Source organism: Bacillus sp. AFS002410 (assembly GCF_002556365.1).
Taxonomy (GTDB): domain Bacteria; phylum Bacillota; class Bacilli; order Bacillales; family Bacillaceae_G; genus Gottfriedia.
Genome location: NZ_NUEU01000034.1, coordinates 1 through 18,405, shown reverse-complemented (window position 1 = coordinate 18,405; position 18,405 = coordinate 1). Strand labels below are relative to the sequence as shown.

Below are 18,405 nucleotides of genomic sequence, written 5' to 3'. Positions count from 1 at the left end.
ATTGCTAAACAGATTTATCTTATGTGTTTATTAAAAACCTATAATTTAAAGGATGATATAAAGTGACTCAATCATTGAGAGAAATGAAGGTTGCAAAAACGAAGGAATTAATAAAAGAGACATTATTAGATTTAATTGAAGAAAAAGGATTCGAAGCGATATCAGTAAGAGATATTACATTAAAGGCTGGATTAAATCGAGGTACGTTTTATCTACATTATAGAGATAAATACGATTTAATGGAAAAAAGTCAAAATGAAATATTAGAAGAATTACAAAATCGGCTTATGTATATGAAACCAAAAGAATTGAATGAGTTTTATTCAAATGACATGGTCTATCCACCAATTCTAAATGTGTTTCATTATTTAAAAGATAATCAAAGGTTTATTAAAGTACTAATCAGTACAAAGGGGGATCCAGCATTTCCGAAAAAAATGAAGCAATATATTAAGGAAGCGATTTATGAAAAAATAATCAATATGATTGAGGAGGAACATATGATTGATCTTCCTCATGAATACACAACTGCGTTTATTTCTTCAGCTTTTTTTGGTCTTATGGAAGAATGGTTAGATAAGGATGAACCAATTTCGCCAGAAGAAATGGGTATTATGCATATGAAATTATTAAAATTTATGAAGCAATTTGTAAGTCAAATCGTTAAGTAAAAGAGGGACTAAAAGAGTTTTCTATACCCTTTTAGTCCCTGTTTTTTCTAAACACTTCATTTAAGATCTAGTTTCTGATATGGCTGTTCTTACTTTTTCAAATGATGTTTTAGCTTTGTGAGAATTTAAGATCATTAAATTTACATATAATGCATCAATGATACTTAATTGAGCAATCCTTGAAGCTAGAGCCTCTGGTCGATATTCTGTTTCCTCAGATGATGTATACAGGGAAACAGAAACATTTTGACTTAAGGCAGATTTCGGGAAACCTGTAATGCCAATTGTTTTGACACCGTTTTCATTTAATACTTGCAAAATACGCAAGATATCTTTATTGGAGCCAGAATGTGAGATCACGATGGCTACATCATCCTTTGTGAGTTGAGAAGCTGACATTAATTGAAAATGTGAATCCGTGTATGAATTTGCTTTAATTCCTGTACGAATAAATTTATGAAAAGCATCCATTGCAATTATTGAAGAACCGCCTACTCCATATAATTCAACTTTATTTGCTTTTAAGATCAGATTTACTGCTTTTTTAATCGATGCACTATCTAGAATTTGGGCAGTATTTTCAAGTGTTCGAATATTAGATTGAAATACTTTATTTGCGATTGTTATTTCATCGTCTTTTTCGTTAATTTCCTCATGGATTTGCTGTATTGGCGTCATAATTTCTGTTGCTAATGCAATTTTAAGGGCCTGATAGCCTTTAAATCCAATGCGCTTGCAAAATCTAAAAACAGTAGCGTCAGCCACGTTCAAGTCTTCAGCAACTTCTGTAATTGTACTATGAATAATATGCTTTGGATTTTGTAATATATAGTCAGCAATCTTCTTTTCTTTATCACTTAATCGTGCATAGTAAGAACGAATTTTACCTAAGCTATTCGTTTGTTCCATGTTCTTTACACCTTCTTAGGGAATAGTTTTTTAGAATGAATATTAATATAGTTTTTTAAATAATAATGTATTTATTTTAAAGATTTTGAAAAGCAGTATAATTTACTTAATTATTATTATATAGGAAAAAAGAGGTTTTTTTAATAATAATATGAAAACCCTTTCTTGTGAAAATTATTTTGTATGTTATTAGTATTAACGAAAAAATTTTTTTCACACAATCTATTTAAAATACAATTTTTCCATATATGTAGTATAGTAAGGAATGTTTTCTTAGAATACAAATTTAAGGATTAGGCGAGTAGTAAATAATACATCTAGAACTTGTTGGCAAAACATATAGTCATAAACCAATAAAAGAAAACGTTAAAATTTATAGAGAGATTAATATTAGTTTATCTAGAACGTTAAACGAGGAAAATGAGAGGTTTGCTAATTTCCAAAATAAATGGATTAAGTGATATATACTGGTAAAAAGGTTTGTTTAGTTAGTTTGAATTCGAAATTAATAAAATTAAATCTATTTGACGGATAGTCCTTAAGTAATGTCGAAAAAAATAATAAAATAGTCTTTAAGGTAGGATTTCATTTTGGAATTCTATCTTTTTTTTAGTTATATTGAATTGGATTTGGAGTAAAATTTACTAGTTTTAGGTAAAAATCATTAATTGTATTTTTCTTAAAAGGATATTAAAATTTAGTAAAGAATATTTAGATAAATATGGTTATAGAGATAGAGGAGGGTGCATATGATTGAGGGGGAAATCATAAAGTTTTATCGTGAAAAAATGGGGTTAACTCAAGCTATGCTTGGAGAAGGTATATGTACAACTACTCATGTTAGTAAAATTGAAAGAGGCAAGACGGCATACTCACCTGATATTATCGCTTTATTTTCAGATCGTTTAGGAATAAATATTAATCATGAAGTCCAATCGTTTTATAATTTAGAGAAAAAATTACATCTTTGGCATGATGCATTAATAATGAAAAAAGAAGCCCAAATAGAAGAATGTAAAGCAGAACTTGACCAAATGCCCTTTATTGAATACTCACAATACGCAGCCCACTATAATTTATTAAGAGCAAGGTATTATTTTCATTATCAAAATTTAGATATGGTTAAGCAAATACTTACATATGTGAAAAAAGAATTTACTGAGTTATCTCCTTTCGAGAAAAATCTATTTTATCATCTTCAAGGTATGTTTTATATTTCGAATTATACTAGCCTAAGTAGTGAAGACCATCAAAAAGCAATTAAAGTATTAAAGATGATTAATATCGATGAGTATCGAAATGAAGAATACTATCATCATCTTGCAATTGCCTATCATTATGGAAGCTCAAAAATATTGGCGTATAAATATGCTGAAATGGCTCTTAAATATTTTCAGAGAACGAATAATTACTTATTTGCGATTAGTTCTGAAACGCTTATGTTATTGCAGTATGGTAGTGAGTTAGAGATGAATTTTAATGAAGTTGTAGGACGCTACAAGGATTTAATTCATAACTGTGAAGTATTAGGGGATCGGGAACGTAAGGCTATATTATTAAATAATCTTGGCGTAAAGTATTTTAAGCGAGAAGAATATGAAACTGCATTATATTATTTTGAAGAAAGTATTAATGAGACCGAAAATAAAAAATCCATCAATTATTTAAGACGTTTGTGCAATTATTTAGAGACATGTACTGAAGGGACATTATTAGAAAAAGAGATCCTTCTTGGTGTGATGAAAAGAGCACTAGCTCTAGCAAAATTGTTAAAAAGCCCAGTACATATTACCCTTATTAAATTATTTAAGCTGAAGGCTGAGGGAGCTCGAGAAAAATTTTACCAATATCTATCGGATGAGGCACTCCCATTCTTTTATTCTACTAATAATAAATTCTATATCGAACAATTTGGTAAGAAATTATATAAATACTATATAGAAATCAAAGATTTTCAAAAAGCTGCTGAATTATATGAATCAATTGAACATACATTTGTTAGCTTATAAAAAAATACATAGACAACGTTTATTAACGTGTCTATGTATTTTTTTTTGTAATGAAAAATTAAATTGTGGGAAGTAATTGTTCGAAATTAACTAAAATTGGTTTATTCGCATAGGGAAAAATGTTGTAATTTGTCGTTTATTTTAAGGTGAAATGTAAAAACACTGATAAATCAAGGTTTTCTATAACCCAATTGATTAAAAATGGAATATTCACAATAATGGAATTAGAAGGAATGAACGACAAATGTTCATTATATTTTGTTGATTACTAGAGAAAGTTGTCAAAATAGTAGTTTTCTAGTAGTTAACTGCAATAACTATTAAGTAAATGAACTGGAGGAAGAAAAATGGGGGAAAAGAGAGAAAAAAGTAAAGTTTTAAAAAGTTTTACGGTTTTAGCTTTATCATCAAGTTTTATTCTAGGTTCTATTGGACAAGCAACTAATGTTTCACAAGCAGCAAGTCCAAGTAAAGTGGAAGATCTTTTAGCAAAATTAACTTCAGAGCAAAGAGCAGCTCTTAATCAGCTTTCAACTAGTGATGATACTGGGTTGCAAATTTCTTCTGATATTAATCTAGACTCTTCTGAACCAACTAAGGTCATTGTTGAATTTGCTAGTAAACCTGTTAAAGTTGCGCAAATTGAAGCTAGTGTGGAAGGTAAGACTTTAACAAAATCAGACGCTCAAGACTTAATTGATCAAGACCATGATACGTTTACGAAAGATGTTAGCAAAGTTTTGACAAATGGTAAAAGTAAAAAGGTAGATTATAAAATTAATCATTCTTATAAGCATGCATTCAATGGTGTTTCCATGACACTACCAGCAAATCAAATTAAGAATCTCCTAAAATCAAAAGCTGTAAAAAAGGTGTGGAGTAACCAAACGTTTTCAATTGATCCACCGAAAGAAAATGATCAATTAAAAGCAGACGAATCAAACGTTGCAAATTATACTCCATATGATGCGCTAGACCGTCTACATGCAGAAGGATTTACAGGTAAAGGAATTAAAGTAGGGATTTTAGATACAGGGATGGATTATCACCACCCAGACTTGAAGGATGCATATAAAGGTGGATATGATTTCGTTGATAACGATAATGATCCGATGGAAACAACTTATGCAGATTGGAAAAAATCAGGTCAACCTGAAGTTAGTAGCACATCAACTTATTATACTGAGCATGGTACACATGTCGCTGGTATTATTGGTGGACGAGGTGTAGCAAATAGTGAGTATAAAACGATTGGTGCAGCACCAGATGCTGACCTTTATTCTTACCGAGTGTTAGGACCTTATGGATCAGGTACTGAGGAAGATATTATTGCGGGGATCGATCGTGCTGTACAAGACGGTATGGATGTCATTAACATGTCACTTGGTGCAACGCTAAACGATCCACTTTATGCTACTTCAATTGCAGTAAACAATGCAGTATTAAATGGAGTTACAACTGTAGTAGCAGCTGGAAATAGTGGAGATCAAATGTATACGCTTGGTTCACCTGGTGCTGCAGCATTAGCTTTAACAGTTGGTGCTTCATCTATCGCATTAGATGTTTACCAATACGAAGGTGTTAACAATGGAAAGAATTATTCAGTAAGACAATTAGCTAGAAATTATTCTGATGACTTAACAGCATTAAAAGGAAAAACATATCAATTAGTTGACGTTGGTTTAGGTAATCCTGCTGATTTCAATGGTAAGGATGTAAACGGAAAAGTCGCTTTTATTAAACGTGGAACGATTGCGCTAATCGATAAAATTAAAAATGCAAAAGCAAAAGGTGCAGTTGGCGTTTTAATGTATAACGATGAAACAAATAAAGCTGAAGGTGCGATCCAATCATTCCTTGGTGAATCAGTCGATGCAATTCCAGCATTCTCTGTTTCAAATGAAGAAGGTTTAGCTATTTCAGATGCTATAAAAGCAGGTAACACAAATTTCACATTTGGAGACTTTAAAAAGGTACAAACAGCGTCAGATGAGTTAGCAGGATTTAGTTCAAGAGGCCCTTCAAGAGTAAACTATGACATCAAACCAGAAGTAACTGCTCCAGGTGTGGCAATTCTTTCAACTGTGCCATTCTATGTAAATAATAAAACAGGTGATGGATCAAAACCTGAAGATTATAAATATGCATATGAGCGCTTATCAGGAACATCAATGGCAACACCTTATGTAGCCGGTGTATCGGCATTATTACTTCAATCAAATAAAGACCTACAACCAGAAGATATCAAATCGATTTTAATGAACACTGCTGATCCGTTATCAAAATCTTATAGTGTATTTGAAGCAGGTAGTGGACGTGTTGACCCATATGAAGCAATTCATTCGAATGTAGAATTAGAAGTAGTGGATCAAACACCAACAGTTATTAATGGAAAAGAAAAATCTATTAAAGAATTAACAGGTGGCATTAGCTTTGGATCATATGGTTTCGATGATAAGGACATTGCAGATTCTCGTAATATCACATTAAAAAACCGTAGTGAAAAAGCGAAAACTTTTAAAGTAGATGTGAAATTCCAAAGTGGTTTAAGAGGCTCTAAAGATGCAGCACAAAATAATGTAACATTAGCTGGACCTACATCTGTAAAATTAAATGGAATTAGCCAAAAAAATGTAAAGTTTAACTTAAACATTCCAAAAACAGCAGAAAAAGGAACGTATGAAGGGTTTATTACATTTACAAATACTGCAGACCCAACTGAAACATATCAGATTCCATTTGGTGGCCGTGTAGTTGATGAAGGTATCGATTATTTTAAAATCGACAGTCCAATGTTCGGTAATGATACGAGTTGGCCAGCAAATTCATTCCCATTTTTATCATTCGATCTATCTTTAAAATCACATATGAAAACATTGGATGTATTGCTACAAGATGCTACAACAGGTGAAGACCTTGGTTTAGTTGGTTCATTTACACCAATCACAATGAATGAGAATCAAGATTACTTTATTGGAAGAGGATTCAGTTCAATTTACTATCCATTTACTGGAGATGCAAAAAATCCAATTAGTTATGATCCGGTAGTAGCAAAAGCAGGAAAATATAAATTAAAGCTAGTTGGTACGAATGAAAAAGGTAAGTCGTTTGTAAGAACTGCAGATTTCGTTTATGATGTTGCTGCACCTACAATGACTTCTAGCTTTGACTCATTAGATCAAAAAGTAATTGAATACAAAGATAGTCAATTTGATGCAAATGGACAATTCTTATACGACTTTAATATTAATTTAAATGACCCTGAAACAGCTGACGCAAGTCGTTTAGGTTTACCGGTAGATCAGTCATCAAATGCAGTTGTGTCATTCCACGATAGTCCGTTCCCTGCGAATCCAATTAAAACGGACAAGAATGGAAACTATAATGACCAGATTTTAGTTCATAAGCGTTCTACACCATTGCAAGTTTCATTCTACGGCATGGATGCAGCAAGAAACTTTACTGGAAATGCTTCAAATATGTTAAGACTAGTATTCGTGGACCAAAATTTCCCTTATTACTACTTAAAAGCAAATAAACAAACAGTAGCGACAGGTGATACAGTAAATTATAGTGTTCGTTCAAATAATATTAAAAACTTAAAAACAACTAAAATTAAATTTACAGTTGACCCAAATCTTGCAACAATCAAAAATGTTGTTGTAAACGATGCAGTAAAACAATATGGTGATGCACAAGTTTCAGTAACTTCAGTACCTTCAGGAATAAGTCAACTTTATACATTTACGTTTACTTATAATGGAACAAAAGCTTTACCAGAAGACTTACAATTATTTAATTTTGATATGAAAACAGCAGAGAAATATACAAACTTTGTCCCAAATGACTGGTATTCAATGACAGCATCAACAATTGATCAATCAAATGTTGAGACAAGCGATGTGTATTCATACATGGAGTCTTATAAAGTTAAGAACACTTACTCAAAGATCGATGGAGCATTACAATTAGAAGGAGCAACGAATCCAACGAATGGTCAGCCGAATTATGCGCTTGATCAAAGTGTAATTGGCGCAAAAGTAACAGTTACTTCTTATGATGGAAAAACAACAGTACAACCTACAATCAATAGCAGCGGACAATATAGTGCAGAAGGACTGAAAGCAGATCCAAAACCTTATACTTATAAAGTTGAGGTACCTGGACATTTCACTATGAACAGACAAGTACTTTTATCAAATGAAGTACGTGGCGAAACACTAGGAAAGAGATATAATCTTGGTTTAATAACAGCTGCAGCTGGAGACGTTAACAAAGATGATGTTATCGACGTATTAGATGCATTAGCTGTACAAACATATTGGGGTACAAATAAAGCTACAGCAGACTTTAACTTTGATAAAGTAGTCGATAAAAAGGATATGGACTTTGTCGTTAGAAACTATGGATTACAAAATCCTACTGTTGATAATGCACCAAAACCAAAAACGACTTACAAAGGTGCAACTTTAGTTAGTATTTTAAAAGATTTAGGTTTAGATCAATAATAAGTTTGTAAGCGGGGAGCCAGTTATTATGGCTTCCCTTTTGAGGTTGTATTGCTATTTGTGGATTAGTGAAGAAGTGAAGTGCAATTAAGAAAGGAGAATGTGCAAATAACAGTTGGAGAGCAAATAAGGATGTGAAAAGTGCAAATAATAAGAAAGGGGAAGCTGCAATTAACAGTGAAGTGCAAATAAAAATAGAGAAACTGCAAATAAAATTGAAGAAAATGCAATTTAAAATAGCAAAACTGCAAATAAAATCAGTAAAACTGCAATTAAAAACAACAGAATTACAAATAAGATCAGATAATACCCATACCGACTAGGGTATTCTACGGTTTAATAGCTACCCTTCAAGCAAGTTGAAAAACTAGCATATTTGCTCTAATTCTTATTAAATCGAATAAAAATAGATGGACCAAATATAAAAGATAGTGAAAACAAAGTTATAAAAAGCTGAGTATCAAAAGAGATAAATTGTTTTTGACCACAATCGGAACAATTCACCCCTTCTTTAGAGTAAGAAAGCTTCCACAATGTTGTCTTATCCCATTTATAATCGCAGTTTTGGCATCTTTCCATAATCTCCCTCCCTTTTTACATGTATTTTGTCTATACCATTTTCGCTGTGAAAATTCCTTCTATCTTTATTTTTATTTAAATGAAACATAAAAAAATTGACTATAGAACTGATCATGTTGTTCAACAGACGTAAGCCTATGTATCAATACTTTTACTAATAAAACAGTCTCTAAAAATTAATTTTAATGTTTAATAAATCTTCTAATCTGCCAGTACTTGTATAAGGAGAATTAACATTAATCCAAACAGCTTCCCCTTCTTCCTTCAAACGCAATACTCCTTAAACCTTGCTTTATACACATAAAGAAATTCAAAACGGGTTAACTTAAAGGAATAAAGGATTTTTAGGGAGACTTTTCCATGAATAAGAAGTTTATTTATTCAGCTCACATTTATATTTTAATGATTATGTCTACTGGGTTTATGTTACATGTATTTATTGTTCCTAGTGTTTTGACGTCAACTCATCGAGATGCGTGGATTACGGTTATTGCTAGCATTCTCCCTTTTGTGATTTGGACATCTTTAGTTTTTTATATTTATAAAAAGCTAAAGAATGAAGATATTTTATCTTTAATGTTCAAAGTATTTTATAAACCAATAGCTTACGCTTTATCAGGTATTTTGGTAGCTTATTTTTTATTGGCAGCATTCGTAACTTTTCGATTTACGCTTATATGGGCAAATATAAATTATACGCAGGATATTCCAAATTTTGTTGTAGCATTTTTAATCATACTTATTAGCTTTTATGCTGTCACTAAAGGGATTCGTACAATTAGTACGATTGCATTTTTAATATTACCACCGGTAGTTTTTTTTGGATTTTTAGTAGGCTTTGGGAATGTGAAAAACAAAGATTATGAATTACTATTTCCGGTATTTGAAAATGGGTATCATGATTTTTTTCATGGTTTTGTTTATACTTGCTCTGGATTTTTCGAGATAATTTTTATTTTATTTTTAAATTCATTTTTAAAAGATAAGGTAAAAATAAAATGGCTTATTATCGTAACTTTTATCTTATTAATGTTAATTTTAGGGCCGTTAACAGGGGCAATAATGGAATTTGGGCCTGTTGAAGCAGAGAAAATGAGAAATCCAGTTTATGAGCAGTGGAAAATTTTAACGTTAGGTCAGAATATTACTAGATTGGATTTTTTATCGATTTATCAGTGGCTTTCAGGAGCTTTCATACGGATTAGTTTAAATCTTGGCATCGCAAATTACATTATTAATTATAGTGGGCGAAAAAAATGGAGTTTACCATTATTGTCGATTGCATTATTAGTGGCAGTCATGGTTCCGTTGAATGCGTCGTCTTTTTATAACTTTTTGCAATACTATTACTTTCCAATCAATTTATGTTTTTTATTATGTTTAATGGTAATCTTTCTAGTTATCTCAAAATTAAAAGGTGATTCAGCATGACAAAAGAACCGAGAACTCTAAACTTATTAGAATTTATGGAGTCATTTAATCACTCATCAGATATCGATTTTAGAACGAAATCATATCAAGAAGGTGAAGACTCGCATTTTGTGATCATTATGTTTTGTCCAAACTTAATTGATATGCAATTTAGTAATCAAATTATTAATGAGATATTTGATATCGTTCAAAAAGAAGAAAAAATTAATTTTGAATTATTAAGAAATTTAGTGGAAGTTAAAAGAGTGAAGGAAGTTTCTACTATTAAAAAGGAAGTTGAAGTAAATTTATTTTCGGGGGATTTAGTCATATTTAGTTCCTACTTAAATGATATTTTCTTTATTTCAGTTGCCAATCCTCCTAAACGAGATCCTGAAGAATCAAATTTAGAAAACTCTATTCGTGGACCGAGAGATGGATTCGTTGAAAATATTTCAGTAAATATGGCATTAATTCGTCAAAGACTTAAGACATCTACTTTAAAAAGTGTTGAGTATACAATCGGTGAACGAAGTCGAACAAAGGTTTTATTAGTTTATATGGAGGATATTATTAATCCTTCAATTCTTTCAGAAGTAAAGCAACGTCTAAGTTTAATTAAAAAAGACGTGGTCGTAAGTAGTTATGAAATTGAGGAAGCACTATATGATAAACCTTTCTCAATATTTCCTCTATTAGATAATATAGGTAGGCCGGATTTCATAGTACAGTCATTAAATCAAGGGAGATTTGCGGTAATTGTTGATGGAAATCCGACTTGTTTAATTGGTCCAACAAATTTAAACCAGCTCGTATATTCTCCAGAGGATATACATGCCAGTTTTTATTATGTGAATGTCGTTAGGTACTTAAGAATAATGGCAATTATCACGACGATTTTTCTTCCAGGTTTTTATATTGCATTGATTACCTATCATTTAGATCAAGTACCATATCCATTCCTTGCAACAATTGGTATGTCAAGAAATGGGTTGCCATTTTCAGCACCACTAGAGGCCACTTTAATGTTAGGTTTTTTTGAATTATTCAAAGAAGCGGGGATTCGTTTTCCAAAAGCAGTAGGACAAACTGTAGCTGTTTTAGGAGGGCTATTTATTGGTGATGCTGCGATACGGGCAGGTTTAACCTCACCATCTATGCTTGTTGTAGTAGCTGTAACTGTTATTTCAGGCTATACATTAATTAATCAGAATATCTCAGGAAATATTGTTATTCTCCGCTTTTTTATTTTATTTTTATCTTCTGGTCTAGGTTTAATTGGCTTTTTTACGGGTTTCTTTTTATTAGGAACAATGATCGTTTCATTAGAAAGCTTCGGACAACCATATATATCAATTTTATCTGTTCCAAGTAAATCAGATTTTTTAAATGTCATTATAAAGTTGCCACAAAAGTTTAAAGTGAAACGAAATCAATCACTCCATCCTATTGATGAAGACCGTAAGAAGGAGTGAGAAATTAGATGAAAAAATTACTAATTATCATTCTATTGGTATTTCAATTATTTGTTTTAACGGGCTGTTGGGGAGAGCGAACGATTATTGATCAAACTTTAGTTACGAGTTTTGGAATTGATTTTAAGGACGATCAGTTTGTTGTAACGATCCAAGCTCTAAATTTTTCAAATATTGCTAAACAAGAGAGTGGCGCATTACAAGTACCTGCACCACCTTTAATTGGGCAAGCAAAAGCTAAAAGTATACAAGAGGCGTTTACTAAATTAGAATCAAATTCACCAATTCCTTTATATTACGGACATATAAACAGTGTCATTCTAAGTAAATCAGTCATCGAAAAAAAATTGAAGGATGTTAATTCATTTATAAGTGGAAGACCACTATTAAGATATACAATGTGGATTTATGGTACGGATCGGGATATTAAAGAAATCTTACTGAGTCAAAGCTTCTTTAATTTACCTTTTTTATATACGGTAGTAACGAATCCTAATCAAAAAAGTAGAGGGGACTTAATCGCTTTAAGTTTACAATTTCATCAATATATTTCTAGATACACCCAACCTGTTGGCACTTTGTTAATTCCTTCATTAGGTATTGAGGATAAGAAATTTGAAGAGAAAAATTTGGATAAAGTAGCTTATATAAATGGTGCTTACGCTGTTTCTCAACAAAAATATAAAGGTCAAGTAACTGTAAAGGATTTAAAAGCATTAGATTTTATTGAACAAAAAAATTATACTTTACCACTTACACTTGATTCAGGCAATTTAAATTTAGTAGTTAGAAGTTCCAGAGGATCAGTTAAGGTCGTAAAAGGTGGTAAAAAGCCAAAGTATATTATTAAAGTAAAAACAAATGTAGCAATCGTGCAAAATGAACATCATTTAAGTAAGAAGAAAATTTCTGCAAAAATTAGTAGTAGAGTAAAAAAAGAGATTTTAAAAACAATTAAAAAAGGAGAAGAGATTGATGCTGATCTTCTCAATATTTCAGAAAAGCCTTATCGGTACGATCGCAAAGAATGGGATATAAAAACGTTAAATGAAATCGATGTTAAGTTAATAAAAGATATCAAAGTTGATGTTCATATTTTAGGCAGTAAAGTTTATAAAAGATAAAAATGTACCGAAAAGAGAAGAAGCATAAAAAGAAGGTAATTTTTAAAAATCTATCTTCTTTTTTTTTGCTCATTTTTACCGAAAATGAATTATGATAGATAAGAACAAAGTAAGTTTTTTATTGTGGGGGTGAAGAAGTTGATTTTTGTGATTGGAGGAGCTCGAAGTGGAAAGAGTTCTTACGCAGAAAGAAGAATAAAAGAATTACAAACAAATCAAAATGATGTTGTTTATATTGCTACAGCTATTCCAACAGATGGAGACATGGGTGAAAGAATAAAAAGACATCAAGAAGAGCGTTCGAGTGATTGGCATACTGTTGAGCAATTTAAACAGTTTAATAAGTTAAAAATGGAAGAAAACTTTTTACAATCGAAGTATGTGATTTTAGATTGCATGACTGTAATGATTACGAATTTAATGTTCGAACGATATACTGATATCGATTTTGAAACGATAAATAATGAACAAATAAACGAGCTTGAATCATTTATAGAAAAAGAAGTGAATGAGCTCATTGATGTATGTAAAGAATTTGAAAAGTCATTATTAATCGTATCGAATGAAGTAGGATATGGATTAGTTCCATCTTATCGTTTAGGAAGAATTTTTAGAGATATTGCAGGGCGGATGAATCAAAAAATAGCATCAAGGGCAGAAGAGGTTATACTCGTCACAGCTGGTATACCTTTAAGAATTAAGTAGGAGTAACGATATGAATCGATTTAAAATGATCCTCAGTTTCTTTTCAACCATTCCAGTGAAAAACTATGAGTTTATTGAAGCTGAACTAGGAAAGGGAATTAGATTAGTTCCATTAGTAGGCGTACTATTTGGTATTTTACTCGTTTGTTTGAACTTTGGAATTTCGTTAATTTTGGACAATGAAGCCAATGCATTTCTTATACTAATAGTCTATTTATTCTTAACTGGTGGATTACATTTTGATGGAGTGGCAGACACGTCAGACGGAATATTTAGCCATCGTTCAAAAGAAAGAATTCTAGAAATTATGAAAGATAGCCGCATTGGTGCTTTTGGAGTCATTTCATTAATTATATTATTTTTGGGCGATTGGATATTTTTATCAAAGAACACAACATTTGTCATATTTTTATTTCCGATTATTGGAAGATGTATCGCTCTATTCACTTGTAGAATAAGTACATATGCTAGGAATGAAGGGTTTGGAAGTCAATTTATAATAGAAGCAAAAAAGTCTAGTTCATTAGTTGTTTTAATTGGATATATCATACTCATTTGTTTAGGTAGTATCTATTTCAATGAAGTAGGAATTATTTTCGCAATCTGTGTTACATTTGTTTTTATCGGATTTGTAACGAAAAGAATTAATCAAAAAATAGATGGAATTACAGGGGATGTAATTGGATTTACAATTGAAATTTCCCAATTATGCTTTTTAATTTTTGCTGTTATTGGTGAGCGATTAGTATGAAAGTAATTTTAATTAGACATACAGAGAGCATAGGAAATAAACAAAAGGTTTATGCGGGGAAGACTGATTTTGATTTAACAGAAACTGGCTTACTCCAAATGAAAAAAGTCGTTACTCAGTTAGCCAAAATGATTGATTCGACTTCAAATTATACTTTGTATTCAAGTCCACTTCGTAGATGTACGGCTTTAAGTGAAGAAATTGAATTATTTACAGGTGCAACGAAAAAAATTGAAAGTCGATTACATGAAACAAATTTTGGGGTATTTGAAGGAAAGTCATATGCTGATCTTTTAAAAGAAATGCCTGAAATAGTAGAAAAATGGAACGAGGATTTACTAAATTTTCAAATTCCGAATGGGGAAAGCCTAAAGCAGTGTGCGGAGCGGGTTAATGTATTTGTGCGTGAGATGACTGCAATAAATGAAGATATAATCGTCGTAACGCATGGAGGCATTATGAAGCTCTTACTCTTAAATTTCCTTCATTTAGATTTAAATCAATTTTGGAAGTTTTATACGGGTAATGGATGTATTATTGAAATTGAATATAATGATGGTTTTGGATTTTTAAAAAATATTATACAACATAATTAAGAGGATGGGGAAATTGAACACAAAAAGGATCGTTTTACTTTCATTGTTTATCGCATTAAGTGCAGTATTGTCTAATATAAAAATAGTTTATTCAATTGCTTTTGATTCATTGCCAGCTTTTCTTGCTGCAATCATTCTATCGCCAATTGCCGGTGGGATTGTAGGAGCACTTGGTCATCTTCTTACAGCATTTACATCTGGATTTCCATTTACAGTACCAGTGCATTTATTTATTGCACTTCAAATGGTTGTGATTGTTTGGATTTTTGGCGTATTATTTAAAAAAATAAACAAATATATAGCAATAATCGTCGCAATTATTTTAAATGGTCCAGTTGCAACAATACTAAGCGGTCTATTAATCGCTTATTTAAATCATTCATTTACATTTAAGACTGTTAGCAGTTTTTTTATGTTAATGGTAGTGCCATTAACTTTAGCATCAGCAGTAAATATTGTTTTAGCATTTATACTTCAAAAGGTGATGAAACGTGCAAACTTCAAAATTTAGGGACTTAACTTTAATGCAAATAGACTCGAATCGCTATTTTACGATAGCATGTGATAGTTGCGGTGGAATAGGGATGAGTGAACTTGATTATATAAAAGTTGATGAAGAAATCGTTGGTTATTTAACAGCGAAATTATGTTTAGTTGAAACGTTAGCTTTCCGTTCAAAGCCTACAGTGTTAATTAATACATTATGTGTAGAAATGGATGGTAGAGGGAAACGGATCATAAACGGTATTGAAAAAGCGATTAAAGAATATAATGAAGCAAATTTTTACGAAGACGATTTAGAAATAAATATTACTGGAAGTACAGAAGAAAACATTCCAACAAAGCAAACGGGTTTAGGTATCACTTTAATGGGTGAAATCTTTCATCCTTTTAATAGAAAAGAAGTAAGTTCGGGTGATGCTGTCATATTAATTGGTTATCCAAAAGTAGGACAAGAAGTAGTAGAGGATTTGAATGAAAATAAAAATGAAATCATTAATTTTCATTCATTAAAGCAGTTAACTAGTCACAAAGAAGTTTCTGATGTTTTACCAATCGGTTCAAAGGGTGTGCTGTTTGAATTAAATCAATTGATGGAAACTAATAATAAAGAGGTAAAGTTATTAGACCAAACTAGCATCCAGTTGCATAAATCAGCAGGTCCAGCGACATGTGCACTAGCAATTATTAAAAAGGAATCTATTGAAGAATTAAATAGATTAATCTCACAGCCACTCACTTTGTTAGGTGAAATTAAATAAATTGAAATAACATTATTGGAGAATAAAGATGGCAGAAGCTTTAAAGGATTTATATAACTATAATTTAATATCAAAAATTGCAAATGAGATCACTAATGTCTATTCAAATTTTAATCGCGATACTTTTATCGAAAAAATATTCGATGAAAAGTGGGAAGATAAAACCTTAAAAGAGAGAATGAGGCATATTACGATTTGTTTAGGAGAGTTATTGCCTAGTAATTATGAAGAATCGATTGAGATTCTAAGTAGTATATTAAATAAATTTCCAACAAATCAATTAAGTAGTATCATTTATCCAGATTTTGTAGAAGTGTATGGATTAGAACATTGGGATCAATCGATGGAAGCGCTAGAATTATTTACACAGCACTCAACTTCTGAATTTGCGGTTAGGCCGTTTATTGTTCAAGACCAAGAGCGAATGATGGCGCAAATGCTAAAATGGTCAACGCATCACAATGAACATGTAAGAAGACTTGCAAGTGAAGGATGTCGTCCGAAATTACCGTGGGGGATGGTTCTAAAAAATTTGAAATTAGATCCAACTCCGATCCTGTCAATTTTAGAAAACTTAAAGGAAGACGAGTCATTATATGTTCGTAAAAGTGTAGCGAATAATTTAAATGACATTTCAAAAGACCATCCGAATCTAGTATTAAAGATTGCCAAAGAATGGTATGGAAAAAATCCAAATACAAATTGGATTATTAAACATGCATGTAGAACGCTACTAAAAAAGGGGAATATAGAGGCTTTAACGATTTTCGGATTCCAAACGACAAATGCAATCAATATTGAAAACTTCCAATTGCAATCAGACAAAATAGAAATCGGTGAGGACCTAAACTTTTCATTTAAGATTCATAGTGACGAACCAACCTCTATAAAAATTAGAATCGAATTTGCAATTGATTACGTAAAAGCAAAAGGAAACCGTACAAAAAAAATCTTCAAAATATCCGAAAACACAATCGAAAAAGACAAAACATTATCATATAACAAATCTCACTCGTTCAAAAACCTATCAACAAGAAAGCACTACCCTGGCCAACACACGATCAGCCTGCTGATTAACGGCGCGGAATGTGGAAGTTGTGACTTTATTGTAGAGTAGAATTGAAAAAGAGACAGTCTCAAGCCGATCTACTTTGAGACAGTTCCTTTTTATTATGGAACAAATTATGTATTTTGTTTATAATGGTACCGACTTATAGTATGTTATGCAAATAGATATCGAGGCAATTTTAAGAAAAAGCACAAAAAACCCGCTAGAAATACGTAATTCCTTGCGGGTTTTCACTATTCTATGCCAACTATCTTTTATGCATCATCACATCTTCTGTTAAAGGAGTAAAACCAAGTTTTTCCTGTAAGACTACTTTAGGAATTTGAGACTTAGTTATTGTAACAGTTGTTACTTTTCGATTAATGTTCTCATTATGGATGACTGACATAATATCATAAAAATATGGTATAGATGCATCTGTATAGGCTACAGCTAAAATTTCAGAATACTTGGTGTCAGGGCGAATTGTGATACCGAAATAGGCGATCGTTTGATTTTCCAATTTACATTCAACTGCATAGTCAAATTCTATAGAGCTATAATATTCATCCATCATAGCAACTTGTTCATTAGTAAGAATTTGTTGCTTCATTTTTAAATCTTTCCAAACATTAAATTGAAATTGATCTTTTATTTCAAAAGTAAATCCAGGGATATTTTGTACGGTTTTAATAAGAAGTGGATAATGTGCTCCGACAATTTGTGAACGACTTGTAATATTGAAACCTTTAGTTAAGAAATAATCTATTTGTGTTGACCATTGACCTCTAAATCGCTGTGCAAGTAATTTTCCGCCATATTCTTCACTTATAGCAAATTGGTAAACTCTTTCAAATAGTTCATCTCGTACAGTATCCTCATACTCTGGTAATACCCACGGATAGCCTAAAGATACAAATTCTCCCTTTCCGGAGAAACTCATATAACCAACAAGTTCATCCCCATCAAATGCAAAACATCTAGATTTCTCATTAAATTCGGACTGGTTTTCAAATAGTGTAGGAGACAATGTTGCTTTCCAGGCATACCTTAAAGAATTCGTTATTTTATTCCAAAAATCATACTGTAAATCAAGATCTGAAGGACTCTCATAAAAACGATAAGTTATTGTCATATTACAATCCTTTCTTAAATCGTACTAGGTTAATCGTAACAAATTTAAATTAGTAAGGTTAGAAATTTTTATTAAAATGCACTATTTAACATTTATTAGGCGAAAAATAAATATCACATTAATTACAGTATGATTTTATAGTCGTTCTGTTGCCTATAAAAAAGCATTGAATTCAAACGATAAGTCTTCGAAGTGCAAATACGAGAGTTGAAAGTGCAAATAA

16 protein-coding genes are annotated in these 18,405 nt (G+C 31.4%); 13 read left to right on the top strand and 3 right to left on the bottom strand.

Annotation, left to right across the window (positions count from 1 at the left end):
* Positions 1–62 precede the first annotated feature (62 nt).
* Complete coding sequence (locus CN692_RS18645; RefSeq protein ID WP_098120665.1) at positions 63–671, top strand: TetR/AcrR family transcriptional regulator; 609 nt, start codon at positions 63–65, stop codon at positions 669–671.
* A 60-nt stretch (positions 672–731) separates the two neighbouring features.
* Here CN692_RS18645 and CN692_RS18640 read toward each other — a convergent pair whose 3' ends face one another.
* Positions 732–1,580, bottom strand: coding sequence for a MurR/RpiR family transcriptional regulator (locus CN692_RS18640; protein WP_098120664.1), 849 nt, complete (start codon positions 1,578–1,580; stop codon positions 732–734).
* A 749-nt stretch (positions 1,581–2,329) separates the two neighbouring features.
* On the opposite strand from CN692_RS18640, the gene CN692_RS18635 reads away from it, so the two are divergent.
* The 3 genes from CN692_RS18635 (at position 2,330) to CN692_RS18625 (ending at position 8,420) form a co-directional block, all read left to right on the top strand.
* Positions 2,330–3,589 (top strand): helix-turn-helix domain-containing protein, encoded by a 1,260-nt coding sequence (locus tag CN692_RS18635; RefSeq protein ID WP_098120663.1) that lies wholly within the window; start codon positions 2,330–2,332, stop codon positions 3,587–3,589.
* Between the two features lie 347 nt (positions 3,590–3,936).
* Complete coding sequence (locus CN692_RS18630; RefSeq protein ID WP_098120662.1) at positions 3,937–8,097, top strand: S8 family serine peptidase; 4,161 nt, start codon at positions 3,937–3,939, stop codon at positions 8,095–8,097.
* Between the two features lie 134 nt (positions 8,098–8,231).
* Entirely contained in the window at positions 8,232–8,420 is a 189-nt protein-coding gene (locus CN692_RS18625) for a hypothetical protein (protein WP_098120661.1), read from the top strand.
* A 58-nt stretch (positions 8,421–8,478) separates the two neighbouring features.
* On the opposite strand, the gene CN692_RS18620 is transcribed toward CN692_RS18625, so the two are convergent.
* Positions 8,479–8,676, bottom strand: a complete 198-nt coding sequence (locus CN692_RS18620; protein WP_098120660.1) for a hypothetical protein — start codon at positions 8,674–8,676, stop codon at positions 8,479–8,481.
* A 360-nt stretch (positions 8,677–9,036) separates the two neighbouring features.
* Here CN692_RS18620 and CN692_RS18615 point away from each other — a divergent pair, with 360 nt between their 5' ends.
* The 9 genes from CN692_RS18615 to CN692_RS18575 all read left to right on the top strand — a co-directional run bounded on the left by CN692_RS18615 (position 9,037) and on the right by CN692_RS18575 (position 17,116).
* A complete protein-coding gene (locus tag CN692_RS18615) occupies positions 9,037–10,107 on the top strand; it encodes a GerAB/ArcD/ProY family transporter (RefSeq protein WP_098120659.1) in 1,071 nt (356 codons plus the stop codon).
* A complete protein-coding gene (locus tag CN692_RS18610) occupies positions 10,104–11,561 on the top strand; it encodes a spore germination protein (protein WP_098120658.1) in 1,458 nt (485 codons plus the stop codon). Before CN692_RS18615 ends, CN692_RS18610 begins: the two co-directional genes overlap by 4 nt.
* Before the next feature lie 8 nt (positions 11,562–11,569).
* Positions 11,570–12,685 (top strand): Ger(x)C family spore germination protein, encoded by a 1,116-nt coding sequence (locus tag CN692_RS18605; protein ID WP_098120657.1) that lies wholly within the window; start codon positions 11,570–11,572, stop codon positions 12,683–12,685.
* Between the two features lie 147 nt (positions 12,686–12,832).
* On the top strand, positions 12,833–13,390 hold the full coding sequence (gene cobU / locus CN692_RS18600; RefSeq protein WP_257144075.1) for a bifunctional adenosylcobinamide kinase/adenosylcobinamide-phosphate guanylyltransferase: 558 nt from the start codon (positions 12,833–12,835) through the stop codon (positions 13,388–13,390).
* A 10-nt stretch (positions 13,391–13,400) separates the two neighbouring features.
* Positions 13,401–14,141, top strand: a complete 741-nt coding sequence (gene cobS, locus CN692_RS18595; RefSeq protein WP_098120656.1) for an adenosylcobinamide-GDP ribazoletransferase — start codon at positions 13,401–13,403, stop codon at positions 14,139–14,141.
* Positions 14,138–14,737: a histidine phosphatase family protein gene (locus CN692_RS18590; RefSeq protein ID WP_098120655.1), complete on the top strand. Its 600-nt coding sequence runs from the start codon at positions 14,138–14,140 to the stop codon at positions 14,735–14,737. Before cobS ends, CN692_RS18590 begins: the two co-directional genes overlap by 4 nt.
* A gap of 13 nt (positions 14,738–14,750) precedes the next feature.
* Positions 14,751–15,248, top strand: a complete 498-nt coding sequence (locus CN692_RS18585; RefSeq protein WP_218923559.1) for an ECF transporter S component — start codon at positions 14,751–14,753, stop codon at positions 15,246–15,248.
* Entirely contained in the window at positions 15,229–15,999 is a 771-nt protein-coding gene (locus tag CN692_RS18580; protein WP_098120653.1) for a hypothetical protein, read from the top strand. The genes CN692_RS18585 and CN692_RS18580 overlap by 20 nt, the downstream gene beginning before the upstream one ends.
* Positions 16,000–16,027: 28 nt before the next feature.
* Positions 16,028–17,116 (top strand): DNA alkylation repair protein, encoded by a 1,089-nt coding sequence (locus CN692_RS18575; RefSeq protein ID WP_098120652.1) that lies wholly within the window; start codon positions 16,028–16,030, stop codon positions 17,114–17,116.
* Positions 17,117–17,315: 199 nt separating this feature from the next.
* Here the strand turns inward: CN692_RS18575 and CN692_RS18570 are convergent, their stop codons facing one another.
* On the bottom strand, positions 17,316–18,182 hold the full coding sequence (locus CN692_RS18570; RefSeq protein WP_098120651.1) for a hypothetical protein: 867 nt from the start codon (positions 18,180–18,182) through the stop codon (positions 17,316–17,318).
* Positions 18,183–18,405 lie beyond the last annotated feature (223 nt).